The sequence below is a fragment of the Microcoleus sp. AT9b-C3 genome, from assembly GCF_036705485.1.
GTDB lineage: Bacteria > Cyanobacteriota > Cyanobacteriia > Cyanobacteriales > Microcoleaceae > Microcoleus.
In genome coordinates, this window is record NZ_JAUBUR010000012.1 from 37,673 (window position 1) to 62,822 (window position 25,150).

16 protein-coding genes and 1 CRISPR repeat array are annotated in these 25,150 nt (G+C 47.1%); of the genes, 6 read left to right on the forward strand and 10 right to left on the reverse strand.

Annotation, left to right across the window (positions count from 1 at the left end; all coding sequences use genetic code 11):
• Nucleotides 1-371 precede the first annotated feature (371 nt).
• Nucleotides 372-1,298, forward strand: coding sequence for a glutaminase A (gene glsA, locus QUB77_RS13335; RefSeq protein ID WP_333173480.1), 927 nt, complete (start codon nucleotides 372-374; stop codon nucleotides 1,296-1,298).
• A gap of 190 nt (nucleotides 1,299-1,488) precedes the next feature.
• Here the strand turns inward: glsA and QUB77_RS13340 are convergent, their stop codons facing one another.
• Both QUB77_RS13340 and QUB77_RS13345 read right to left on the reverse strand, forming a co-directional pair.
• Nucleotides 1,489-3,303, reverse strand: a complete 1,815-nt coding sequence (locus QUB77_RS13340) for an adenylate/guanylate cyclase domain-containing protein (protein ID WP_333173482.1) — start codon at nucleotides 3,301-3,303, stop codon at nucleotides 1,489-1,491.
• Between the two features lie 575 nt (nucleotides 3,304-3,878).
• The gene (locus tag QUB77_RS13345; protein WP_333173485.1) at nucleotides 3,879-4,982 is read right to left on the reverse strand and encodes a FecR domain-containing protein; all 1,104 of its coding nucleotides are present in this window, start codon (nucleotides 4,980-4,982) and stop codon (nucleotides 3,879-3,881) included.
• 670 nt (nucleotides 4,983-5,652) lie between these two features.
• Between QUB77_RS13345 and petP the strand changes: the two genes are divergently transcribed.
• Both petP and QUB77_RS13355 read left to right on the forward strand, forming a co-directional pair.
• Nucleotides 5,653-5,853: a cytochrome b6f subunit PetP gene (gene petP, locus QUB77_RS13350; RefSeq protein ID WP_333070922.1), complete on the forward strand. Its 201-nt coding sequence runs from the start codon at nucleotides 5,653-5,655 to the stop codon at nucleotides 5,851-5,853.
• 221 nt (nucleotides 5,854-6,074) lie between these two features.
• Entirely contained in the window at nucleotides 6,075-7,169 is a 1,095-nt protein-coding gene (locus QUB77_RS13355; RefSeq protein ID WP_333173489.1) for a Get3/ArsA fold putative tail anchor-mediating ATPase NosAFP, read from the forward strand.
• 279 nt (nucleotides 7,170-7,448) lie between these two features.
• Here QUB77_RS13355 and QUB77_RS13360 read toward each other — a convergent pair whose 3' ends face one another.
• Nucleotides 7,449-9,509, reverse strand: coding sequence for an elongation factor G (locus QUB77_RS13360; RefSeq protein ID WP_333173491.1), 2,061 nt, complete (start codon nucleotides 9,507-9,509; stop codon nucleotides 7,449-7,451).
• Between the two features lie 525 nt (nucleotides 9,510-10,034).
• Nucleotides 10,035-11,948, reverse strand: coding sequence for a heavy metal translocating P-type ATPase (locus QUB77_RS13365; protein WP_333173493.1), 1,914 nt, complete (start codon nucleotides 11,946-11,948; stop codon nucleotides 10,035-10,037).
• 161 nt (nucleotides 11,949-12,109) lie between these two features.
• Here QUB77_RS13365 and QUB77_RS13370 point away from each other — a divergent pair, with 161 nt between their 5' ends.
• On the forward strand, nucleotides 12,110-13,210 hold the full coding sequence (locus QUB77_RS13370; protein ID WP_333173496.1) for a precorrin-8X methylmutase: 1,101 nt from the start codon (nucleotides 12,110-12,112) through the stop codon (nucleotides 13,208-13,210).
• Nucleotides 13,211-13,483: 273 nt separating this feature from the next.
• On the opposite strand, the gene QUB77_RS13375 is transcribed toward QUB77_RS13370, so the two are convergent.
• From QUB77_RS13375 to QUB77_RS13400, 6 genes are all read right to left on the reverse strand, one after another.
• Nucleotides 13,484-13,774 (reverse strand): hypothetical protein, encoded by a 291-nt coding sequence (locus tag QUB77_RS13375; RefSeq protein ID WP_333173500.1) that lies wholly within the window; start codon nucleotides 13,772-13,774, stop codon nucleotides 13,484-13,486.
• 109 nt (nucleotides 13,775-13,883) lie between these two features.
• Nucleotides 13,884-16,442: a CRISPR direct-repeat array (repeat unit 37 nt; unit sequence GTTTCAATCCCTGATAGGGAGTTAGGTTAATTGCGGC).
• Nucleotides 16,443-16,721: 279 nt separating this feature from the next.
• Nucleotides 16,722-18,839, reverse strand: a complete 2,118-nt coding sequence (locus QUB77_RS13380) for a DNA-binding protein (protein WP_333173503.1) — start codon at nucleotides 18,837-18,839, stop codon at nucleotides 16,722-16,724.
• Nucleotides 18,840-19,012: 173 nt separating this feature from the next.
• A complete protein-coding gene (locus QUB77_RS13385; protein WP_333173507.1) occupies nucleotides 19,013-20,776 on the reverse strand; it encodes a ribonuclease III domain-containing protein in 1,764 nt (587 codons plus the stop codon).
• Between the two features lie 351 nt (nucleotides 20,777-21,127).
• A complete protein-coding gene (locus QUB77_RS13390) occupies nucleotides 21,128-21,820 on the reverse strand; it encodes a hypothetical protein (protein ID WP_333073944.1) in 693 nt (230 codons plus the stop codon).
• A gap of 191 nt (nucleotides 21,821-22,011) precedes the next feature.
• Nucleotides 22,012-22,797, reverse strand: a complete 786-nt coding sequence (locus tag QUB77_RS13395) for a PP2C family serine/threonine-protein phosphatase (protein ID WP_333173510.1) — start codon at nucleotides 22,795-22,797, stop codon at nucleotides 22,012-22,014.
• Nucleotides 22,798-23,004: 207 nt separating this feature from the next.
• Nucleotides 23,005-23,667 (reverse strand): VWA domain-containing protein, encoded by a 663-nt coding sequence (locus tag QUB77_RS13400; RefSeq protein ID WP_333149424.1) that lies wholly within the window; start codon nucleotides 23,665-23,667, stop codon nucleotides 23,005-23,007.
• A 387-nt stretch (nucleotides 23,668-24,054) separates the two neighbouring features.
• On the opposite strand from QUB77_RS13400, the gene QUB77_RS13405 reads away from it, so the two are divergent.
• Entirely contained in the window at nucleotides 24,055-24,657 is a 603-nt protein-coding gene (locus tag QUB77_RS13405) for a Uma2 family endonuclease (protein ID WP_333173512.1), read from the forward strand.
• Between the two features lie 52 nt (nucleotides 24,658-24,709).
• Nucleotides 24,710-24,970 carry a DUF6737 family protein gene (locus QUB77_RS13410; protein WP_333173515.1) on the forward strand — a complete coding sequence of 87 codons (261 nt, stop codon included), beginning with the start codon at nucleotides 24,710-24,712 and terminating at the stop codon, nucleotides 24,968-24,970.
• The last annotated feature ends 180 nt before the right edge of the window (nucleotides 24,971-25,150 follow it).

The following is a 25,150-nucleotide window of genomic DNA, read 5'->3' on the forward strand; positions in this document are numbered from 1 at the left end:
CTGAAAGAATTAAGTTAAATATGCACCCCGCCCCTTGCTGGGGCTTAAATATTAAGCATCTGAAGGCATTTCCAGCTAGTGCTGGTTTGTTTTAGATAGCAGCCTTGCCTTGAAGCTGCTACTTATATATCCGGGTGAAAGGAATGTTTTTATGCAAAGTACAGGTTTTTTTATGAAAAATTTGTCAATAACTTTATTGGGTCCCGGCGGGCCGAAACGTCAATAGCCTGAAGTTCGAGCTTGGTTGAGATCCCCGAAGAAACCCCGTTTCTTGCCGCAGCGTTCCCAAGTGACGAAATTCTGTTAATAAACCGGGTTTATGGCACAATATCGTGCTAGGAATGCCAATCTAAAATTTAAAATAATCGAGAGTGCAAATATCCACCAGCAAACTATCGTCCTTGCAACCGGAACAACTGGCAGCTTGGGCAAAAGAGGCAATAAATCGCAGTAAATCCGGTCAAATTCCCGCGTACATCCCTCTCCTTGCACAAGCAGACAGACAAAGGTTTGCTGTGCAAATTAGGGCAATTGACGGTCAAATTTTGAGCTGGGGTAGCATGGCTCAAACATTTCCGCTGATGAGTGTAGTTAAGCCCTTTGTGCTGCTTTATTTGCTGTGCGAATTGGGCGAAAAAAGACTATTTGACTGCGTTGGCTGCGAGCCTTCGGAACTGCCTTTCAATTCCTTAACTCAACTCGAAATAGACCAAGGGAAGCCGAGAAATCCGATGATTAATAGCGGGGCGATCGCCCTAGCGTCTGTGATTCCCGGTCAAAATGCTGTGTCGCGCTGTCAAAACTTGCTCGATTGGTTAAATCAACAGGCAAACAGTCAGTTATTTGTTGACGAGTTAATGCTCGATTCAGTGAAGACAAATCCGAATCAAAATAATTGGAATCTCGCCTTAAAAATGGTAGAATCGGGTTATCTTCAAAACTTGGAAATTGCTTTAGAAACCTACAATTGCGTCTGCTGTTTGTCGGGAACGGTGGAAGATTTAGCTAAGCTGGGGATGGTTTTGGTAAATAGTGGCGATCGAGCAATGGGAGAAAACTGCCGTACTGTCAAAGCGCTGATGGCAACTTGCGGTTTATATGAAGCATCCGCCCGCTTTGCGCTGCGGGTGGGACTGCCGGCTAAGTCGGGAGTTAGCGGGGCAATGCTTTCGGTAATTCCGGGTCAAGGTGCGATCGCATCTTACAGTCCGCCCCTGGATAAAGATGGAAATTCTATCGGTGGCTTATTTCTGTTAGAAAAAATAGCTAAAACTCTGCGGCTGAGCGTCTTTGATTAGATTAGGAATTACGCACCGGGGGTCAGGGTTTCGACTTCGCTCAACCACCGAGGTTTTTTGCGAGAATATTTCGTGAATGCTGGCATAAACTGCCAAAAACCCGGTTTCTTTGGTTTTGATACGTCAGTCCTGAATCAATGCCCAATGCCCAATGCCCAATGCCCAATGCCCAATGCCCAATGCCCAATAACTAATGCTTTTCGCCCAAAATAGCATAAACCACAGTCTCTTCTTTTTTGCCACGCAATTGAATCGAGCCTACTTTTTGGCCTTCGTAGCGATCGCGCACATAAGCAAAAGTCCTCGCCGTCACCAATAAATTGAAAGGACTGTCAGAAACAATTTCCTTATTCATCGCCTCCAATCTAGCAGCAACGTTAACAGCATCGCCAATCACAGAATAATTCAAGCGCCGGGAACCGCCCACGCTGCCAGCAACTAACTGTCCGGTATGCAAACCGATGCCAAACTTAATTAAAGGTTTGCGTTCAATTCTAAGCTGCTGGTTAAGTTGGTGCAGCCGTTCGTGCATCGCAATACAAGCCGCAACTGCATTCACAGCATCTTGTTGAATTTGCCGATATTCGGTATGGCAAAAAGGCACCCCAAAAACTGCCATAATTGCATCACCGATGTATTTATCTACAACGCCACCGTGATCCATAATACAGTTAGTCATCGCTTCCAAATAATTGTTCAACCAGGTGAGCAAATCCCGCGGCGGCATTTTTTCTGAAATTGAAGTAAAACTACGAATATCCATAAACAGCACCGTTGCTGTAAGTTCTTGAGGTTCAAGTTCTCCCTGTTCAAATATCTCCGCTTTGCGTTGCCAAATAAGCTGAGCAGTCTCTGGATCGACGTGCTTTTCAAATAACCTCATCAACTGCTGCTTTTCGTGCTGTTCCCGCAGTTGCAAAGCAGTGCCAGAGAAAATGAGGGTGCCGATGGGTGCGGCAATGGGAACCCACCAAAAAAAGAAGCCAAATAGCAAAGCAGCAGCCACAATCCAAATTATAGGCAAACCCAGAGCGATCGCAATTCTCTCTTTAACGCCTCGGTGGCCCAGAACCAAAGCGGTAAGCGGGCCAATCCCCAACAATAACAAAATTTCTACCAGTACCGGCAGCCGCTGCAGCAAGCGTTGATTGAGCACATTGTCAACCAATGCTGCATATAAATAAACCCCAGCCGTAGTCTTGTTGAGAGGTGAAGATATGGGGTCGAAACCCGTAGCAACTATGCCCACTAAAACTAACTTATTGGTCAAAGCGTCTGCGGGAATTCTACCTTCTACGACATCAACAAAAGCATAGGTAGATAGATTTTCTGTTTTCCCCGGCCAGTTAATCCAAACTTTTTTTTCCTGCTTATTTTTTGAAGGTGGAAGCAATACTGGATCTTGGGGATTAGCAGCATTGTACCTGTGAGTCATTGCTAAACCGAAATTAGGAATCCCGTTGAGAAAGATTTTTGACTCGCGGGTAATACCGTCGCTATCGGCTTCTTGGCTGATGTGGCCGACACCTGCGGCGGCTGCTTTTAAAGAGGCTACGGGTTCTTCTTTGGGGGTTCTAGGGAGTACAACTTTGCCGTTGGCGGCGATTGCAGCGGCTAAAATATCATCTTTCGGACTTGGATCGAGGAAAAGAATGTCAAAACCAACTGCTGTAGGGGGAGATTTTTTCAGTGCTTCTAGCAGTTCGGCGTAGCGGTTGCGGGGCCAAGGAAATTGACCGTATTCTTGCAGGGAATGCGGTTCGATCGCAATTACCACAATTCTCTCATCCCATCCAGGATTGGGCAAAATTCCCGATTCTCGAATTTGAAAGAGAGTTTTGTATCCCAAATATTCAAGGGGTTTCCACATTCCAAATTGCAGCATGGTGACAGACATTATACCTACTGCTGCTCCTGTGAGCCAGGGAGGGTTTGTGGCTATATATTGCCGCAGGCCGAGCAGTTGATTTTGTTTGAGATGATCGATCCATTCTTTGAACTTCATGCAATTAATTTGACGCAATCATTGACATTTGAGTCCGACCTTCGAGAGGAGTTATATCAATCCTCCATGAGTAGTAATTTTTTTTACCCCACCCCAACCCTCCCCTTATCAAGGGGAGGGAGTAATAAATTCATAAATGATGCGAGGATTGCTATATATCCATTCCGGTTGCACTCCTGTTGATTGTTAACTGTTGACTATTGGCTGTTGACTCTTGACTCGGTATCTAAAAAGTGAATGGTTGAGTGTTAACTGTTGACTCGATTTGATTATTTCGATGCAACCGGAACCCCTAGTATAGTCATGAAGTTTTACAATACCGTAATGGCGAAAGGTTAACGCCAAGTTTCTTTAGTTTGACGAATCTGTGGGGCATCTAAATTATATTTGTAGGCGGGCGGGACACCTCACAATAATTGCATTAAACTTGACTTTAAGATTTAGACGTGGCTGGGCTTACGAAGTTTCACCGCGAAATGCTTCGCCCCTACAGGAAATAATCAACTCCAATAAGACTTACGATTTAACTCACGTCCTCAGAGCTCGGCCCGGCAATTTGCTCTGAGAGAGGTTGTTTAGGGAACGGCGAGGCTGTAGTGCCGTTCGGTGACTGACGGGCCTCGCACTACGATTTGGAGGCGGCGGCTGGGAGGTAAAATTCCTTGGATTTTGAAGTTGCCATTTCGATCGATCTTAATAGCTTCGTTGTGGACATAAACTGTGTCGATCGGGTTAATTTGACCGCTGAGGCGATAGATATTGCCGCTGAGTCTCCCCAAACTGCGGACTGTGAGTTTAGCTAGGCGAGGGCTGGCTGAGGGGGTCACGGGCGAGGTTTGAGGGAAAATAGTCGTGGCGTTGCCGCCGTTAACAACTACTTCCGAGTCGGTGTTGCCGGATACTACGACTGCACCTTCAATTGTTTCGACTGCGGTTTTACCCCCGCCGACGCTGACGCCAAAGGAGGTGCCGCGAACTCCAGCAACGCCTTCTGGGGTTTCAACTCTGACTGGGGCGGTTTTGGCAGAACTTTTTTGTTGGGCAATTTGACTGGATTTGCCGAGTCCGCTGAAGGTATTGAGGGCGGCTATTTGGTTTGGCGGGATAATTGTTGAGGTGTTGGCTGCGGGAGTTGTCGCAGCAGTTTTGCCGATCGACAATCTGACTCGCCCCCTGCTGACAAAAATCGCTGTGTCTTTTTCGCCGCCTGTACTGCTTGACAAATTGGATATTCTGACTGCTGTTTTTTCGGCAACTTCCACGGTGCCGATGTTGTTGTCGATGCCTAAACGGGCTGTGGAATCGGGGCCGGTGATGATTTCGTCTCCGGGGGCGAGTAGCCGATCGCCCACAACCGCTGGCCGCCCTTTAAAGCTGACTGTACCGCGAATTTCTTCTATTTCGAGCGATCGCCCGGCCCCTGTTCCCTGAGCCTTTATCGTCTCTGCTGGGGATGGATTCGCCGCCACAGTTGCCGGATTTGTTGGAGAGTTTGAGCCGGTTGGCAGTGCTGGCGGTCGGACTGAGATAATTTTAGTAGCGTTCGACGGCTGTGTGGGGGATGGAGAGAGCGGACTGGCGATCGTCGCACGACCAAGCGGCAGACAGGCGAACACAGCTAAGGACAAACTTAGGAGCGGAATTTGGGTCGAGCGCCCACAGGTAAAAATTTTATTCATAATTTCAATTTTGTCATATTGAAGTTTCTAGACTTCCTTTCCTGTATCAGACACCCTAAATCCGGCAATCGTTCCACTTTTTATGCCCTAACACAGCAGCACAAATAAACTTTCTCAGCCTGAAATCTTACCATTAAATCTTTTTTTTATTGTCAGATTGTAGTAAACCGTTACAACATGACCGTTTCCTACAATCTGACATTCGGAAAATTTTGCAAGCTAGACTCCAAGTGCTTTACAGCATTAATCTTAGCCGATGTCAACGTTAGAAATACAAGATTTATATATAGCAAACCTAAAATTAATTACTGCTTCTGAATGTCTTTTGGCTTCTGCCGGAAGGATGACTAATTGGAAATAAATCCTGTAGTGGTGGCAATTAATAAAAAGATTGTTTTTGCGAAGGGATAAAAAGTAATTATCTCCGTGGTGCGCGAGACTCTGGAAGTTGAGCTTGCCGCTGTGGAAGCTGATGAGGCAAACCCAAGCGAATCCGGGTAGACGATCGACTAACTCCGACTAGAATACCGTCTTTTAGGGAAAGTTGGTGGAAATTTCGATGGAAAATCATAGTGAGCGATCGCCTGCGGGTGTTGCTGTTCCGAAGTAGACGCCAAACTGTAAAATAAACGGTTGTATATAGGTTATATAGAGCAGGAGAACAATTTCAGTGGCAATAGAAGTAGGTCAGAGAGTGAAGGTGCGCCGTCTCAGAGATCGGATACCTGCAAATATAGTGGGCAAGATAAAGGAGAATCCAGTAGGCACTGTTGACGGATTCAAAATGGTTGACGGTAGCGGAGTAGGCGTGGTTGTCAAGTTTGACGGTTTTGCGACTTGGTTTTTTGAAGATGAGCTAGAACCCGTTTAACAGATGTAGAAGGAAGAAGGAAGTTCGGCAACGGATTCTGTAACGGATGTAACGGATGTCAGTCCGATGGAAGAAGGAAGAGGAAAAATTTTCCCAATTCTTCCCCTCTCCCACTCTCCCACTCGCCGACTCTCCTCTTCCTCCACTCTCCACCCTCCCCCACTCTGGCTGAAGGTTGCGCTTAAATGTTAAAGAGTAAGCTTTGGCAGTGAGAACAGAAAATGGCTTTGATTTTGACATTTTTGGGCAAAGGCGGCACTGGCCGCAGTACGATCGCGATCGCAACAGCTAAAAAATACGCGGCTCAAGGCAAGCGAGTTCTGCTGCTCGGCCAAGATCCGGGCCCTGCATTGGGTATTCTGCTAGGGGTTCCTCTGACTCTCAGCCCCCAGGAAATCGCCCCCAACCTCAAAGCAGTTCAGGTGCAAAGCGCGCCGCTGGTAGAACGCAGGTGGGACGAAATTAAACAACTAGAAGCTCAATATGTCCGCACTCCCTTTTTCAAGCAGATTTACGGTCAAGAGTTAGGAGTATTACCGGGAATGGACAGCGCGCTGGCGTTGAACGAACTTCGGGAATACGACGACAGCAAACAATACGATGTAATTGTGTATGACGGCAATGGCGGCATGGATACGCTGCGGATGCTGGGAATGCCGGAAATTCTGAGTTGGTACATCCGCAGGTTCCGCCAAGCTTTGGTAGATTCGGATTTAGGTAAAGCTTTGTCGCCTTTTATTCAACCGGTTGTCAGTACCGTGTTGACTGTGGATATGTCGGGAGACAATGCTTTTCAATCTACTAAGCAAGTCGATAATCTGTTGGATAAGGGTAAGGAAGCGCTGGCAGATCCGAACCGCACGGCGGCTTTTTTGGTGACGACTGGGGATGCAAGTGCGATCGCAACTGCCCGCTATCTTTGGGGAAGCTCTCAACAAGTTGGCTTGACTGTGGGCGGTGTCATTGTCAATCAAGCAGCGGTTACAGAAGCTATTACTGCCGATTTTGATCCTTTGACGGCTGTTTCGGTTCCGGCGCACAGTGACAATAATTGGCAGCCGCTAATTGATGCTTTGCCAGATTTTTCTGAGGCCGCAAAAGCTCCTAAACCGATTAACATAAACATTGCACAGCGTCAAGTTAGTTTGTTTTTGCCTGGGTTTGACAAGAAAGAAATTAAATTGATTCAATCGGGGCCGGAAGTGACGATCGAAGCGGGCGATCAGCGGCGCAATATTTTGCTGCCTCCGGCGCTGACTGGGAAGTCTGTTACTGGTGCTAAGTTCCTGAATGGTTACTTGATTATTTCTTTTTAGGGTAAGGAAGAAGGCACGACACGGATTTTGACACGGATACACTGATGAATTATCGAGTTCTCTAATATCATGTCTCGTTGATTCGCGATCGTATAATTTGTGCGATCGTAGTGGCGGGTTTTACCAACCATAATCGCCTGAAACAAACAATCTCAAAAACCTGTCCCCACCCAACGGTAAATCGCAAAGTACATTCAGATTTGCCGTGGGGCGAGGGCGGGTTTATTATTTATCCTTTGCATTATTGTCAAGGTGGTTGGTGAAACCCGCCACTACAGCTTAATTTTTACCGTTGCTGTTTCCATTGCCGCCAGTCGTTAGCAAAACCCGCTTAGCTAAAGGTTCCGGCACTTCTTGCAATCGATCGAACTCCCAATTAAAAAATCCGACTCCCATTGTCTGCGATCGCAATTCTACGATCAAATTCTGCATTTCTGCGATCGGCAAATAAGCAGAAACTGCATCCCATCCCTTCCAGCCTTTTTTACCTTCGTAGCCGAGAATTTGGCCGCGGTGTCCGCTGACCAACTGCAACACCTTTGATGTACACTCGTTCGGAGCGCAAATTTCAACTTTGGCGATCGGCTCCAGCAATGCCGGTTCGCACTTCGCCATTCCCTCCTGCATCGCCAAACGCGCCGCTTGCTTGAAAGCTTGTTCGGAACTGTCCACAGAATGGTAGGAACCGTTCGTCAGCGTCACCGCTACGTCTACCACGGGGAAACCCAGCGGGCCGCGATCCAAATACTCGCGCACTCCCACTTCCACGCCGGGAATGTACTGTTTTGGGACGACGCCACCGACTATTTTGTCGCTAAAGGTGAAGCCTTCTCCTCGTGGCTGCGGTTGAATGTCGAGGTACACGTCGCCAAACTGTCCGTGTCCGCCGCTTTGGTGTTTGTAGCGCCCGTGGATGGAAGATGCAGGTTTGCGGATGGTTTCTTTGTACGGCACTTGCGGTAAGTGAGTTACCATCGGCAAATTATACTTGCGGCGCAACCTGTCTAAGGCTACTTTCAGGTGGATTTCGCCTTGACCCCAAAGTATAATTTCGTGAGTGTCGCCGTGCTGTTCCCAGACTAAAGATGGGTCTTCTTCTAGCAATTTAGCTAAAGCGGAGCTCAGCTTAACTTCATCGTTGCGCTTTTCTGGGACGATCGCCAGTGCGTAGACAGGGGGGATGATTTCGGCTTTTGGCAATAATTCGTCCGAACCCAGCACATCGCCTGTTTTCAAGCCTTCTAGCCTTCCCAAAGCCACAATTTCCCCCGCGCTGACGGATTGCAAACTTTGCGTTTGCTGGCCGGTTAAGCGGTACAAACCGTTAACTCGAACGCCGTTCAAATTTGCTCCGTCTGCCAGCGTTCCCCGCCACATTCTCACTAACGATAGCTTGCCTCCTTGTGGTGTGTAATAGGTTTTGAGGATTTGAGCCAGAACTTTGTTTTCACTTTGTATAATGCCGCGGCGATCGGCTGTAGTTTCGGGTGTCGGCGCTTCCCTCAGCAAAGCTTCCAGCAGAGGCCGCACGCCGAAATCTTGTTCGGCGATGCCGATGAATACTGGCACAATTAAATCTGCGCCTAATTCCATCTTTAAATCGCGGGTAATTTCTTCAACGTCGGGATTGATTTCTTCTAGCAATTCTTCGAGTAAATGGTCGTCAAAATTCGCCAATTCTTCGAGCATTTGCTGCCGCGCTGCGCTTTCTTGTGCTTTGAGGTGTTCTGGAAGCGGGACGGGATCTGCGGCGGCGCCCGGATGGTAGTGGTAAGCTTGTTCGGTTACTAAGTCGATAAAACCGATGATTTGTTCGTTTTTGCCGATCGGATATTGGTGAGGTACGATCGGTCTAGTGGAAACGGATTTGAGCGCCTCGAGCACCTCGGTGAAGTTGCTGCCGCAAGTGGTTTCGTCTGTGCAAGCTCGATCGATCTTGTTGATGAAAACTAAGTGGGGAATTTCCCAATCGTCGAGGAATTTAAACAGGGGTGCGAGGGTTAAAGTGCGATCGGCAACTGGTTCGCAAACAATTATCGCCGCATCCACACCAATCAGCGCATTGTAAGTTTCTTGGGCAAATTCTACCGAGCCCGGACAGTCGAGAAATGTGAAGCGGACGCCTTGATATTCAGCGGTGGCGGCGTTTACTTCTACGCTCATTTGGCGATCGCGCGCTTCCGGCGAACTATCACCTATTGTATTGCTATCCTTGGCATTTCCTTTGCGAGTAATTGCCCCTGTCACCGACAGCAAACTTTCGAGCAGTGCGGTTTTACCGCTTAAATAAGGGCCAACAATTGCAACGTTCCGCGTGGCCCCAATGACTTTTTCGTTCATATCTTTGCCTCCAAGACAAAGTGAAGGGGAAGGGGAAGGAGAAGATGATAATTCAGGAAAAAAACTTGTGTTTGCCGGTTTCTCCCATTTCTTCCCTTGTGAATGTGAAAACTTTTATTTTGCGCTGTTCTTAGTTTAAACTTAAACTGCGACACTAATTCATTAATTAGTGTTAATTATTAAGTATTTTTGTAAATCACTTTGAGTCGCCGATAGCCAGAAACCTGGTTTTTTCGAGTCTTAATGCGTCCTAAACAGTACCGAATCTGTAGGGGCGGGTTCGCCAACAATTCACGATAAAAACGAATAATATAATAAACCCGCCCTCCCCCACAAACAATAAAAATGTACCAAAAATTTATCGATCAAAGGTTCATATAAACAATCGCGGAAGGCGGGTTTATGAAATTGTCTGTCAGTTTCATAAATGGTTGGTGAACCCGCCCCTACAAATTCGCTTGGGAAAAAGGAGGTAGAACCTCTGGATATGCGTTACCAGGCTCTGCCTGGTAACGAGTAATCTAATTAATTTCTCAGGAGGCGCAAACCGCTTAAGGTTACTATTACTGTAGAGCCTTCGTGACCGATGACGCCTAAAGGCATGGTGATATTTCCGAAAAAATTAGCCGCCAACAACAGCACAATACAACTCAGTGCAAAAACAATATTTTGTTTGACAACATTTTGAGCGCGGCGGCCTAAACTAATTGCTTTAGTTAGTTGCTCTAACTTATCTGCCATTAATACGATATCAGCAGTTTCTAATGCAACATCGCTGCCGGAAACACCCATTGCAATGCCCACGGAAGCTTGAGCGAGGGCGGGCGCGTCGTTGATGCCGTCTCCGACCATTGCTACAGTTTGATACTGGGTTTGCAGTTGTTTAATTGCCTGCACTTTGTCTTCTGGCAAAAGTTCGGCGTACACTTCTTTGATGCCTAATTGACGGGCGATGTGTTGAGCTGTTTGCTGGTTGTCGCCGGTTAGCATAATTATATGTTCTACGCCTAATTTTTGCAAGCGTTTTACCGTTGCTGCTGCTTCGAGGCGGATGGTATCTGCTACTGCAATGATTCCCAAAAGCTGCTCCCCCTTTGCTACCCAAACAACTGTTTTACCTTCGGCTTGCAACTGCTGGCTGATTTGAGTCAATTCGGAAGTTGCTTCGACAAAATCGGCTTTACCAATGGCAATAATTTGATTGTTGACTTTGCCGACAATTCCTTGACCTATTTTTGCTTGTACGTCGGTAGCGGTTGACAATTGTAACTGTTGCTGCTGGGCGGCGCTGACTATTGAAGAGGCGATCGCGTGTTCAGAATGAGCTTCCAAAGCTGCTGCCAATTGCAGAACTTCTGTTTCAGTATATCCGGCTGCTGGTACAATTTGGATAACTTCAGGTTTTCCCGTGGTGAGAGTTCCAGTTTTGTCAAAGGCGATCGCCCTGACTTTACCCATCATCTCTAATTGCGCGCCACTTTTAAACAAAATTCCCTGTCTCGCCCCATTAGCAATTCCCGAAAGCAGCGCCGGCATAATCGAAGCCATCAGCGCGCAGGGGGATGCGACTACTAGGAAAATCAGCGCCCGATAGATTGTCTCTTCCCAATTCCAGCCCAAAACAAAGGGCGGCAAAGTTGCCAGCAGCAAGCCTACACCGACAATTAATTTGGCATAACCGCGCTCGAATTTTTCCACAAACATTTGAGAAGGCGGCGCTGCGGTTTGCGCTTCTTGAACCAGCCGAATCACTCGCTGAATCAAGCTGCTTTCTGGAGTTTTATGCACTTCGAGTTTCAGCGCGCCGACACCGTTAATTGTACCTGCATAGACTTCATCGCCCCTGGTTTTTTCCACGGGCATCGATTCGCCGGTAATCGAGGCTTGATCGATCGCACTGTAACCTTCAATAATTATCGCATCTGTGGGGATGATTTCTCCGGGCTTGACTAAAATGCAATCGCCAATTTCCAATTTGTCGATCGCAACGAACCGTTCCCCACCGTACATTACCACCCTAGCAGTATCCGCAGTCAAACTCATCAAACTGCGGATGCTGCGTTCAGTCCGCTGCATAGCATAACCTTCCAGCGCGCCGCTAATTGCAAAGATTAAAATCAACACCGCACCGTCAACAATTAAATGATATTCTTGCCGCCACAGCCCCAAACCGGCCGCGCCCAAAGCAGCGACAATCATTAACAAATCTACATCTAATTCGCGTTCTTGAAAAAGCGTAGTTAAGCCTTCGCGGGTACTGGAATAGCCACCGATAACATAAGCCGCGGGTAAGATTAACACGGCTACGCCCAGCCAGCCGAATTGCAGGGCTAGCGAACCCAAGATTACTAGAATTCCGCACAGGGCGGCAGTCACAGCATCTGGATGTTCTTCGGCGAGGCGCCAGAGGCGAGAAATGGGGAGGGAATTGGCAGTCATTGGGGAAATTTGATTTGGTAGAATGACTCCTGTAGCCTAAACCTTGACATTAATGTCAATGTCAAGAGTGAAACCAAACAAAATTACAAAACTCAATAACCATCCATACCCATCTGCGTCCATCCGCGTTTATCCGCCCATATCTGCGGTTAAAAAATCCAATGCAAGAATACCTGACAATCAAACAACTTACAGAAGCGGTAAAAGGCACAATTACCCCTCGGATGGTGCGGCATTATCACGCTTTGGGGCTGCTATCTCCGGCGGTACGATCGACCTCCAACTATAGACTGTACACCCGCAGCGATGTGCAAAGACTGCAAAGAATAGTGGCACTCAAGCAGCAAGGCTTTCAACTGTCTCACATCCGCAAACTATTAGAAACAGACGCGGATGCTTCCCCTGACGCGCTGATGGCGACTCTGCAACGGCAATATCTGTCGGTTATTCAGCAAATTGTTCGCCTCCGAGAAACGGCTTCGGCGCTGGAAGGATTGCTGGGACGGGATATTTCCTGTCAAGCGGTGCAAGCGGACGCATTGGCGCAATTAAGGCTGTTGCAGGCGGAAACTGAGGGGGGGTTGGATGAGTTGGAACAATTTTGGGAGGGTTGGGATGCGGGGGCGCACACTCACCCGGAGGATTTTGGGGAGTCGTTGCAGCAGTTATTGCCGGATTTGCCCGATCGCTCGGAAATTGAGGTAGACTTGCTTTCAAAACTGGTGTTAGCCTGCGGTGATTGTTCGCTGCTGCCGTTTGTGAAGTTGAGCGCAACGGCGATTAAATCGGCGCGGGAAGCTTTGAAAAATCAGTGTCAAATTGTGGCTGATGTGCCGCCTGTTTTTGCGGCTTTGGATGGGACTAGATTGGCGCATTTGGGAACAAGTATTGCAACTTTAATTGATGACCCGCACATCAATGCTGCGGCGGAAGCGGAACAGGAATTCTGGCAGCAGGGTGAGTGGTTTGAAAAGTTGTTGAAACTCGAAAAGGGATGTATATTGGTGATAGGATATGCGCCGTCTGTACTGATGGCGGTTTGCGAGGCGATCGAGTGTGGGCAACTGCAACCGGCTTTGGTAATTGGAATGCCGATCGGTTTTAGTCATTCTCCGGTGGCGAAACGGCGGTTAGTGCGATCGGGCGTTGCTTATATTACGACTGTGGGAACTTTTGGCGGCGGGTTGTTGGCGGCGGTTGCTTTGAATGCTTTGGTTGAGTCTTTGATTGAAAAGCCGAATTGTCACTGTCATCTTAAGTGAAGATGAAATTTAGGTTTATGGTGGCTTAATTTGTATTTTGCTCTTTTATACGTTTCAATCTCTGATAGGGAGTTAGGTTAATTGCGGCCATTATATCCTAGCTCCGATAACATTAATTAAAACTTTGTTTCAATCCCTGATAGGGAGTTAGGTTAATTGCGGCCAAGCTGCCCAGTAAATCCCCGGGATAAGCCGGGGACTATTCCTAATTTCCCGATGGGTGCGTCGGGTTACTCCTCAATCCTCTCTAAAAAGCCAATAATTCAGAATCTCTTAGGAGGTGGGGTGGCTATCGGGAGGAATGAATTTCTTTAAATCCTCGCGTGAGGTCGCATCGTCAGAAATCCGCTCCTTTAGCTGCTCTAAAAGGTTGTGCTGCTCTAAAAGTTCGTGATATTCGATTCTCAACGTTCTTTCCAAAGCTTTGAGGGGCGTGGTTTGCGCGCCCTGCTTTTCTTCAGATTTGTCCACTGCCCAGTTGAGTGCAAGCATCAAGAGTTGAATCTCTTGTAAATCTAGGCTTAAAGAGAATTCGGTTACTTGGGTATCGGCAGTTAGTTTCATCGGTCTCCCTCCAAAATTTCTAGAATTATCTCAGCTTCTGTCACAGTCATCCTATAATTTTTGACAAGTCTCCTGAGTTCGTTACACAAGTCGGCCACTTCGATTTTTGGTTTCAATCCCTGATAGGGAGTTAGGTTAATTGCGGCTATCGCTTGCTAAGATTTGAGCATTTTGCATCCACGTTTCAATCCCTGATAGGGAGTTAGGTTAATTGCGGCCCAGTCTTTGTAAGTTTGCCAAAGTACGCTTTCGTTTCAATCCCTGATAGGGAGTTAGGTTAATTGCGGCTAAAGAAGCACCTCAAAGAGGCAACCTTATTATGTTTCAATCCCTGATAGGGAGTTAGGTTAATTGCGGCAGAGAGTCATAAGTGTTTTCAAGGCGGCGACGCCAGTTTCAATCCCTGATAGGGAGTTAGGTTAATTGCGGCTTAAAGCCTCCCAGCAAGTACACCAATCAACATCTTGTTTCAATCCCTGATAGGGAGTTAGGTTAATTGCGGCGCTATGGAAGGCGTGATTGCCCTCAAATTATTAGGTTTCAATCCCTGATAGGGAGTTAGGTTAATTGCGGCATCAGGTTTGGGTTTTTTGTAAATTTCCTCTAGAGTTTCAATCCCTGATAGGGAGTTAGGTTAATTGCGGCGGAATAGAAGCTAAAGGAGTTTGATTTGGGATAAAGTTTCAATCCCTGATAGGGAGTTAGGTTAATTGCGGCAAAGTTAAGTTACAGCCAATAACAGTCGATCGCGTTTCAATCCCTGATAGGGAGTTAGGTTAATTGCGGCTTTATTTCTGATGAAGCCTCAATCAACAGACTTTGTTTCAATCCCTGATAGGGAGTTAGGTTAATTGCGGCTCTGCCCACTTTTTACCTCCTATTAAAGTACAAAGTTTCAATCCCTGATAGGGAGTTAGGTTAATTGCGGCATTCAGAACAATCTAACGATAAACAATCAAAATGCGTTTCAATCCCTGATAGGGAGTTAGGTTAATTGCGGCGATCGTCTTCGTACCGATTAGCCAACCTAATGTAGTTTCAATCCCTGATAGGGAGTTAGGTTAATTGCGGCCAGCCAGCACCGCAGCGGGCAAACCAGCCACCGGGCACCGGTTTCAATCCCTGATAGGGAGTTAGGTTAATTGCGGCTGGATCATTCTTCTAAAGAAGAAATCAAGGCGCTGTTTCAATCCCTGATAGGGAGTTAGGTTAATTGCGGCCCCTGATACGGTATCTTGCAGCAGCATAAACTACTGGTTTCAATCCCTGATAGGGAGTTAGGTTAATTGCGGCTGGCACTCAATTATATAAAATAGGTATAAAATAATTAAGTTTCAATCCCTGATAGGGAGTTAGGTTAATTGCGGCTCAATTGTCGCTCGTACACCTCCACGGGATTGGTTTCAATCCCTGATAGGGAGTTAGGTTAATTGCGGCTAGTTGGATAATTACGGGGGAAGGCTGCGTTACGGGTTTCAATCCCTGATAGGGAGTTAGGTTAATTGCGGCTACATCCCGATTTTCGAGCATTTGGTGGGTTGCCATGTTTCAATCCCTGATAGGGAGTTAGGTTAATTGCGGCTGTATACCTACACTGCTGCACAGCTAGAACACAAGTTTCAATCCCTGATAGGGAGTTAGGTTAATTGCGGCATAAAATAGTTGAAAATGCCAAATTTAAGTTGCAGTTTCAATCCCTGATAGGGAGTTAGGTTAATTGCGGCAGCCGCGTTTGTCGTAACCCTTGACCGCGATAATGTGTTTCAATCCCTGATAGGGAGTTAGGTTAATTGCGGCTTGGGAGGAAATTACCGGAGATAGCCCCGACCTTGTTTCAATCCCTGATAGGGAGTTAGGTTAATTGCGGCTAGACTTTGAAGAAGCCATCCAAAATCAATCACCATTCGTTTCAATCCCTGATAGGGAGTTAGGTTAATTGCGGCACCTGTTGTCGGGTCAGGAAATATTGGATCAAAGCAGTTTCAATCCCTGATAGGGAGTTAGGTTAATTGCGGCGCGAGTGGCTAATGAGCAAAAACTTCTTCAAAGTTTCAATCCCTGATAGGGAGTTAGGTTAATTGCGGCGCGACGTTTTGCAAGCCAGGTGTAAAGAGTATGGGGCGGTTTCAATCCCTGATAGGGAGTTAGGTTAATTGCGGCTTTAGGTAACCTCCAGGGCAACTGTAAGACAATTGCTAGTTTCAATCCCTGATAGGGAGTTAGGTTAATTGCGGCCACCTGATTTATTGTTTTCATTGAGTGGCACTGTTTCGTTTCAATCCCTGATAGGGAGTTAGGTTAATTGCGGCGCTAACCTCAGCGCGAGAGTACCTGCATCTTGTTTCAATCCCTGATAGGGAGTTAGGTTAATTGCGGCTCGAATCTTCCAATTGCCGTTAAGTAGCCGCCCAATTTCGTTTCAATCCCTGATAGGGAGTTAGGTTAATTGCGGCTCAGTGCAGTGTTCACCGGAATAGGGGCAACTGTGTTTCAATCCCTGATAGGGAGTTAGGTTAATTGCGGCGACTCTGCATTGTCGTTAAAACTTGACACGGCAACTTTTGTTTCAATCCCTGATAGGGAGTTAGGTTAATTGCGGCTTTATTGATTTAATAAAATATTGTATTATGAGTTTCAATCCCTGATAGGGAGTTAGGTTAATTGCGGCTGCCCGTTCCAGAAGCTTTGCTGTATTTGGTTTTCAAGGTTCAGTTGCGTCTAGCTAAAACAAAACTACCATTTCAGCCTTCGACTTGTCAATACCCAACTTTTCACACAGCCCTCAAACCCTTATCCTGCATAGATTGCAGCGATTGCGTCTGCCATCTTATTGCTTGAACTGCCTCTAACCCTTACAGGATCTACATTATAGCCCCAAAATTTAACACCTCGATTTTTACACCTACGCATAGACGCATTTTCCACCCAAAAACAGACATCAACCCGATCACCACTTCCCCAAAGCCCCCCAAACAGTACCCGAAACCACCCCCCAAATCGCCCCCAAACCAGCCCCGACGATCGCCCCCGCCACAGGCCCCAACTCCATCGGCACCCCAGCGCTAACAGCCGGAAACATCGCAGACACCCCCGCCCCCAACACAGCACCCGCAAAAGTCCCCAAAAAACTGCCCCAAATCGCCCCCAAACTCCCACCACTTACACCCGAAGGCTGAAACGAAATCGGCAACTTCGGCGCAAACCCGCAAAAACCCAACAAACTCCCAGAAACCACACCCCCAATAGAACCCACACCAGCCGCCACGATCGCCACACCCAGCAGCAAACCCGCAAACTCATTGACCGGCCGCATCTGGACACCGTATTGCTGCCAAACCACCAACCCCGCCCCCAACAAAACACCAGCCAGAGTCCCCAAAAACGACCCCCAGACCGCCCCCAAATACCCTCCCCGCCGGCCCCACACCCTCCCCACCGGCAGCGCCAGAGGAGGCTGAAAAGTTGCCCAAACACAGCCCCAGACAGCACCAACCGCCGCCCCAGCCAAAATCCTCTCCCCGATCCCCGGAGTGCTATTAATCGCCCCAAACACCGCACCGCCGATCGCCGCCAACAAAAAAGCCCCCCAAGACGCCCCCACCAAAACTCCGCCCCACTTTCGCCAAATCTGATTCGGCGGCAAAGTAAAAACCCCCCACATCACCCCAAAAAAACAGCCCCAAATCGTACCAACAAACATCGCCCCCAAAATAGCACTGCCGCCCTCAGCTATTACCGAATAAATTCCCCCGATCGCAGCCAAACACAAACTACCCCAAACACCTCCCCAAGCAGCATCCTGAAAAATGCGCTCAAACTTGCCCGCGGGAAGCTGAGGCGCAGGAGTCCGACTCCGAGAAGACATCGGCATCGGTAGCAACGGCACTGCGTACTGGCCGAGGGGGCGCGACAGCCCCGTGGAGGGCTGTTGTCGGCGCATTGCGGGCTGGGCCACGACAGGCGGTGGTTGGGGCTTTTTACGCTTGATTTTCGCGGGCTGCAAGTGCAATCCGTTGCTGACTGCTTGCCGCGAAGGAAACGGGTCGCGCCCTTTCAGGAGTTTTGCCCGATCGCACCAAGGGCAGCGACTGAGATGATTTCCGTATTTATGCTGACTATTTCTGCTGCAAGTAACTAAAGCATCTTCCGCTTCCCGAATCGCATTCACCCAAGTTTTCGCATCCGGGCGCGCTGCAGGATTGCCGTGCCCTTCCTCAAAACAGCGGATAAACATCTGCCGCAGTCGCGGATGCAGCATCTCAAAAGGAGGCGCAGCCGGCATCGGGCGGTAGGGAATCCGCTTCGTACCTGTAGGGAAATGGCCCGATCGAATTCTCGCTTCCAAAGACGGCGGTTCATCGCTACCGAGATAAACTCCCGAAAACGGATGCGTACCTTCCATCAGCAATTGAAAAATTAATACCGCTAAACCGAACAAATCGTGCTCTGGAGATCGATCGATATCGCGGAAAGTCTGCCCTTGCAACTCCGGCGGCGTAAACTCAGGTTTCCCCACGGGACACCGATAAACATAACCCGTATAAGGATCGCGGACTTGAAACGAATCCGTGTCTACCAACGTTACCAACGCCGTATCCGTCACGAGAATGTTCGACTCGTTTACGTCGCCGATGACGTAACCCCTGACGTGGAGGGCATTTACAGCCGAGGCGAGATTTCTGGCGGTACGGTGGAGGTAAAGATAGCTAAATAGCGGTTTTTGTTCGCGCCTGGTTTTGGGAGTGTAGAAAGTGTGTACCGGCATCACTTTGTTGACGCGCGGCATCACAAAACCGACAATTTTTTCTCGCCCGCCGACAGTATGCAGCAAATCGATCGGCCAAGCAATGGAAGCGTGCCCGGGTTCCGCGATCGGCGCATCCGGCGGCATACTGAACATGACTGTGAGTTTATCGCCGTCTTCGTCTGTCGGTTTGTGGTAGATTTTTGCTACAAGGGACGAGTCTTGGGCGATCGGGTAGATGCGACCTTCACCCCCACTGGCGATCGCGGTTTTGGTGTCGATCGCAATCAGTTGTCCGCTAAATTGGCGCTGCAACTGCATAGAATTCCGTTATGGGATACAGGATTTGGAAGCCAGGACTCAATAAATTTGACTTGCCCATTAAATCTTACCTTTGTTCTGACTTAGGCACCGGTGAGGAGAGACGGGGTTTTTCACCAAAAAGCGTGTTTCTGTTAGTGGGATGGGCATCCCGCCCGTCCGCGCTATCAAAATTAAATATGAACCAGCTTCAAATCCACCGACAATAACAACATTTTATCCTCAATTTTTTGTCTGACGGCCGGTGTCACCTGACAATTATCGCTGTTGAGGCATTCCACCAGCAAGTTGTGGGCATAGTAATACTGTTTCAGCAAAGTTTTCTGTTGGGGGTGAAAGTGTCGATTGTAGCCGATCGCAGTTTTGAATTTTGCCAACCAACAGCCACCGCACTCTTGGCGCCACTTTTTCCAGTTTGGCAAATCAGGCATCTCAGTCTGAAATTGTACCAGCAGTTGTTTAAGTTCGGGTTCAATATCCAACGCCAAGAGGCGAACCAAAATACCCGCCACATCATTATCAAAAGCCAATTTCAGAGACTCGTTAACATCGGCAAATTCTACATTTTTGCCAGCCTTTGCCAAACAACTCCGTAACTTACAAACTTTCGATCTATCAAACTTCAGACTCGGATCGAGGACGCGAGTAAAAGCCAAATCGAGTACGCAAACTAAGGCCACATAAAAAGCGCGAATTTCGACTGGTTTTAAATTCCTTTGCACTAACTGAGACTTGTGATTTGCCCAGATTAGCAACTGCTGCAAAGTTTCATCTTTAGCCACCATGCTGTCAAGTTTTTGTTGCATCAGCAGCAAAAGTTCGTCAGCAGGTTGCAAAATGCTGACAACTCTCACAAATTCATTTTTCCACTTTTTGTCAGTAATTCGGCTGACCAATTCTGGCAGCGATTCCGGGTTCGCACTGTCAATCACATATTCGGGTTGAGTGTCGCTTTCCTCTAGCAGTTCGTCAACTGCGCTTTTAATAAAGTTATCCACCAACCAGTCGCGGGTACGCGAGAAATTGCTCTCCAACTCTAGGTAATGACTGCCTAATTTTGCCTTAAAGTCTTTGGGAAAAATCTTTTTAGCCACTAACATATTTTTCCAGCGAGTTAGCTGGCTGGCGTTGCGTTCGGGAAAGCGGTTGTACAAATAGTCGATTGCGATCGCCTCTAAAATATCCGCGCCCAGGATTTCCCGACGTTTCAGCTCGTTTTCTGGCCCTATTTGTCGCCGCTGAGTTAAATCCCCCTGCTGGCTAACAATTGGTTCAATCAAGTGCTGAATCAGCCAGTTTCCCCCACGGAAAAAATCGCGATTAAACTCCAAGTAAATCGCGCCAAACAAGGCCTCAAAAGTCTCCGAAAGCAATCTATTGTACTCGCTTTCGTCTGTTTCTTTCCGATTCCAGACGCGCCAATCGAGTTGGTTTAACTTCAAATTTTGTGCAAATTCCGCCAGTTTTTTCGGATCTGCTAAACTAGCTTTTAAGGTTGAGATAGCATCTGGATCAAGTTCTGGATATTCGCGATACAGGTAATCGGTAACAACAGCACCCAAAATCGCTCCCCCTAAGAGTGACAGCCGTTTGTACTTAACCTCTTGCCAAGCGGGAGACTCCTCGGGACGATCCGAGTAATAGCTGCTAGAGTAACGGCAATTCAGGGCGATTTCCAGCAGTTTTGTCTGCTGAAAGCTGGGAATATCGATCGCTGCTTTGACTGCTTCAATATCTACATTATGTTTAATTCGCTCTAATTCTTCTTCACATTTACCCCACTTTTCCAGCCAATCACCGCCCGCATCTTCCACATACAAATCTACAAAATCTACCCCGTTATTCATCCATTCATCCTGCATTTTTCTGGCTGCTTCCAGTTCTTCCCAGACTTTCTGCAAGTTATTTTCAACGGTGTGTGTACCTTGTACTGTCATAGTATTTGATTTTGATGTAATTTGATTTTATTTTCAACAATTTCACCGCAATTAAATCAAATCTCAATTCAATTTATAGCTAATTGCTAGTTATTTCACCCGATTGATTGCTGCGGTAAATGTTCCCATTGCTTAGCCTTCGTATCAAGCACCTCTTGCCAGTGTCTGGCCAACTCCTCCCGGAGACAGAAAAGGGGAAGAAAAATCTTGGTCTGTTTTCCCTTTTCCAGAAGCAGGCTGGGGGTTAGGTTTTTGGCATTGTCGAGAATTATGCAATATGTGAGTTAGTCAAATTTTTTTTTCACCGAGTTTTGAGCAGTCGAACTATTCTCAGCAGCAGATATGCTTGATTTACGGGAACTTGAGGTAACGACCTGCGGGCAAATTATCACTATTATATAATGCAATGTTAACTAACTGGTTCAGGAAATTTGCATCGTTTTTATCATAACTTAAAAATAATCCTCTGTCAATCCCCCAATCTTGAAGAGTTTGTTGCCAATTCTGATATTTTTGTTCAGAGAATTCATCCGAAAGAGTTGTGACTTGAATGCAGAGTGGCTGCTGTTGGCGGCTGCTAACGATCGAATCGGTTGCCATAGAAAGATCTGCAACATATCGATACAAAACAGTGCCTTGGCGATCGACAATTCGGGCTGCGATCGCACGAATCACGATATCATCTCCCGGATCGAATTTGCCGGCCTTGAGTTTTTGTTTCCAGATGTAAAATTTGCGATCGTTTTCGCTCAGCCATTTAGGAAACAGATAGCTGTACCAATACCTTTCCCCCGGAGTCATTAACTCAAACGCGGCTTGCTGTTCTCTTTCCGAAGGTAGAGATTGAACGGCCAGCCAAACCTGAGAATCTCGGATAAGCTGTAGCAAAAAAGCCATCACAAATTTTTTAGCCGTTAGCGAACCGGGTTTAACATCTTTCACCCAGCGATTGATTTCATCCAATCTTCTCGCCAAACTCGGATCTATTGGATCTGCTGCGCTAATTAGGGAGTTGAGCTTATCCTTAATCTCTTGTGCTTGCAAACGACGACCTACTGTACAAACTAAAGCAGAATTGTTGACACCTCGATTTTATTATAGAACCGCGCCAAATTTTCACCGCTGATTAGGTTGAACGCATTAGACTTGTTGCAAAATTCAGAATCGGAAATTTTTAACCGCAGATCAACGCCAATTCACGCAGATGGGTGTTGGCTTTGGCAAAATGTCTATTTTTAATTGTCCTGTGCCTCGGAACTCGAAAAAGTTGCTAACAATAATGTTAAATCATCATCGGTGCGTTCGGAAACGCGGGGCGATCGCAAAAATGACTCTAACTGCTGTTTCGCATCTTCCTCTTCTTTCCACTCGCCAGAAAACCGAAACAAAGGCGCAAAAAACGGCCCGTGCGGCGTGCCTTCCGGGATTTTGAGCGCTAGCATTTGCAAGCCGTCGGAAAAAACAGCCAAGTGCCGCAGTTGTTTCCGCAGTACCTGAAATTGCGCTGTTTCTATCGCATTCGGCGAAATCAAAAAGATAGTTTCGTTGATGTATTCGCCGCAGGGAGGTACAGTCAGGGCGATCGCATTTCCTGCACTATCACCTGCTACCGCCGCACCATCGCCGATTTGAGCAACTGCGATTAATTCCGGCGTAGCAACAACCGCAATTAAAGTGCAGGCTAAATCTCTCGGCGCCACTTCCCGCACAGCCGCTTCTGCTTCCACCTGCGCCCGCGCAACTTGCAGTGATGCTGTCAAGAATACCTGCCATTCATCGTCATTTTGAGGCAGCCTTTCCTGTTGCTGGCAAATCGTTTCGACAACCGCTTCTACAGCAATTTTTGCCCCAATTTCTGCGAGTGCTGCCGAACCAGCACCATCGGCAACCGCTGCCGCTAAAACACCGTTTGGCAAGAGACGCCAGCAGTGAGCATCTTGACAAGGCTGCGATCTTTTTTCGTGGCTGGTACCTATCACCGATGCCGCTACAACTTGCCAATTGAAGGATGAATTCTCCATTAATAACTCTTTAACTCAAAACTTCGTAAATTCAAAACTATGCAACTTCAGGACTGGTTTATTTATCCCTAATTATGTAGGGTGCGCAGTGCGCACCTTACCTACGCTTAATGTAGGGTGCGCACCTTACCTACGCTTAATGTAGGGTGCGCACTGCGCACCTTACCGCTAGTCACTTACTAATGACTAATGACCCATGACTAATACCTAAACAGTTCCCCATCCGGGTGGCGGCAGCGCTACTTGTTCATCAATTTTTGAGTGAGAAACTCTCTGCATACTAGCCGACAGCCAGATGAACATCTCTCTAAAGTCTAATCCTTTCAATTTTACAGGCGTGCGATCGACAATTTGCGCGAGACGGGGGATATTAGCACCTTCCACTCCGACTGCAAAAAATGCCACGCGCTTGTTAGTTTCTTCCTCTTTAATCCGCTGTGCTGCTATTTCCACAACATCGTCGGATTCGCCTTGAGGTTCGCCGTCAGTAATCATAAATACCCACGGGCGGTAGTAGGTAATGCCGTTGTTGCGGTATTCGGATTTGCGGGCCGCAATCGTATCTAATGCTAGCTGAATGCCAGCGCCCATGTGGGTTTGTCCTTGAGCTGTCAGCAGTGGCGTCTCGAACTGGTCGGCGGTCACGAAGTCTTGCACGACTTTGATATGATTGTCAAATGAAATAATCGCGACTTCGACTCGCTTTTTAGCTAGTTCGTCTTTAATGAGGTCATTCCTAAAAATTTCCAGCCCCTCATTCAAGGCATCTATGGGTGCGCCTTGCATGGAGCCGGAGGTGTCCAGCAGGAGGACGCAGGGACAGCGCGGCTCTGGGTTTTCGGCAAATTCTACGGCTTCGTCTAGTCTCATGGTTCGGGGTTGACCTGGGAGTGGCTCGATTTCTAGGTTTATTACTTTACTGTATCAAGTCAGTAACAAAATTAAGTGCAAATTGCTAGGGCGATCGCATTTTACCATTTACGTGAATCGATTTGAGATTTTTGATTGTATATTTTAGATTTGAAAATTGGATGTCTGCCGTCATTCGATTTTAGATTTTCGATTTTAGATTTTCGATTGACCCCACGGATCAATTGGGGGGCTTGAGGATTTTAGATTTGAGATGCTTTCGATTGATTCCACGGATAAATCACGGGGCGGGTACCACCTTTGAAATTAGCTTGTCAAAAAAACAAATTTCTTCCGACCTGTGGTAATATAGACTAATAGTATTACTGCAAAATAAGGATAAATCTTATGATTGCAACAGTCACACATAAATTAACCTTTGACCAATTCCTTGTAGAATGTCCAGAAGATGGACTCTATGAACTGGTAAATGGAAAAATTGTAGAGATGAATTCCACAAGAAATCATGATGATGTTGCTAATTTCCTCTTATTTGGCTTCAATGATGAAATCCGGCGACTGAATTTGAATTATGTAGTCAACTCTACAGCCGTTATCAGAACTGTAACTAAAGCCGGCATCGAACAAGGGCGGAGACCGGATGTCAGCGTAATCGATCGCGATTTGTGGCGATCGAACCGTTCGGCTTATTCTGCCTTACGAGAACCCATCCAACTAGCAGTGGAAGTAACATCAACAAATTGGGAGGACGATTATATAGACAAATTGGACGAGTATCGGCGCCTCGGAGTTCCTGAGTATTGGATTGTCGATTATTTAGCAATTGGCAGCAGGCAATTTTTGGGAAATCCCAAAGTTCCCACTGTATTTGTCCACCTGTTGGATGCAGAGGGCAACTATCAAATAACTGCGTTTAAAGGCAGCGAACGAATTGTGTCGCGGACTTTCCCCGAATTAACCCTGACAGCAGAAGAGGTGATGAATGTTTAAAATCCTTCGCTCTAGCTAGCCCGATCATTATCTCTACAAAATTACTGCAAATATGAAATCTGTTTCTGAAAAAAAAGCTATTAGTCCTTGGTATTACAAACCTTGGTGGTGTCAACCTTGGTCGATTCTTTTAACGGGTACGAGTCTGATTAGCGGTAGTTGGTTTTTATTAAAAACTGTTTGGATAACTGTTTTAGTCGCGATTCCTTTATTGGCTTGGATGGGGTTTTTCTTGTTAGTTTGGCCGAGGTTGATGCTGGAGAGTGGCCTTCTTGAAAAATATCAGGAAGCGGACATTAAACGTTTGGACTAAGGCTTTTAGTGCAGTTCTTAGTAAGGAATGCAAGTCCTTAATCGTTTGTAGTAAGGTGCGCAGTGCGCACCCTACCTTTGAGACTTTCGCAGTTTAGGTTTGTGGGTAATAGTCTTGAAAAGAATGCAAGTCCTTAATCGTTTGTAGTAAGGTGCGCAGTGCGCACCCTACCTTTGAGAC

Excerpts from the sequence above, each read along its gene's own strand:
- QUB77_RS13345 (WP_333173485.1), bottom strand. The coding sequence starts at position 4,982 with ATGAATAAAATTTTTACCTGTGGGCGCTCGACCCAAATTCCGCTCCTA.
- QUB77_RS13375 (WP_333173500.1), bottom strand. The coding sequence starts at position 13,774 with ATGAAACTAACTGCCGATACCCAAGTAACCGAATTCTCTTTAAGCCTA.
- QUB77_RS13370 (WP_333173496.1), top strand. The coding sequence starts at position 12,110 with ATGCAAGAATACCTGACAATCAAACAACTTACAGAAGCGGTAAAAGGC.
- QUB77_RS13405 (WP_333173512.1), top strand. The coding sequence starts at position 24,055 with ATGATTGCAACAGTCACACATAAATTAACCTTTGACCAATTCCTTGTA.
- QUB77_RS13380 (WP_333173503.1), bottom strand. The coding sequence starts at position 18,839 with ATGCAGTTGCAGCGCCAATTTAGCGGACAACTGATTGCGATCGACACC.
- QUB77_RS13400 (WP_333149424.1), bottom strand. The coding sequence starts at position 23,667 with ATGAGACTAGACGAAGCCGTAGAATTTGCCGAAAACCCAGAGCCGCGC.
- QUB77_RS13365 (WP_333173493.1), bottom strand. The coding sequence starts at position 11,948 with ATGACTGCCAATTCCCTCCCCATTTCTCGCCTCTGGCGCCTCGCCGAA.
- QUB77_RS13340 (WP_333173482.1), bottom strand. The coding sequence starts at position 3,303 with ATGAAGTTCAAAGAATGGATCGATCATCTCAAACAAAATCAACTGCTC.
- QUB77_RS13410 (WP_333173515.1), top strand. The coding sequence starts at position 24,710 with ATGAAATCTGTTTCTGAAAAAAAAGCTATTAGTCCTTGGTATTACAAA.
- QUB77_RS13360 (WP_333173491.1), bottom strand. The coding sequence starts at position 9,509 with ATGAACGAAAAAGTCATTGGGGCCACGCGGAACGTTGCAATTGTTGGC.
- QUB77_RS13385 (WP_333173507.1), bottom strand. The coding sequence starts at position 20,776 with ATGACAGTACAAGGTACACACACCGTTGAAAATAACTTGCAGAAAGTC.
- QUB77_RS13355 (WP_333173489.1), top strand. The coding sequence starts at position 6,075 with ATGGCTTTGATTTTGACATTTTTGGGCAAAGGCGGCACTGGCCGCAGT.
- QUB77_RS13395 (WP_333173510.1), bottom strand. The coding sequence starts at position 22,797 with ATGGAGAATTCATCCTTCAATTGGCAAGTTGTAGCGGCATCGGTGATA.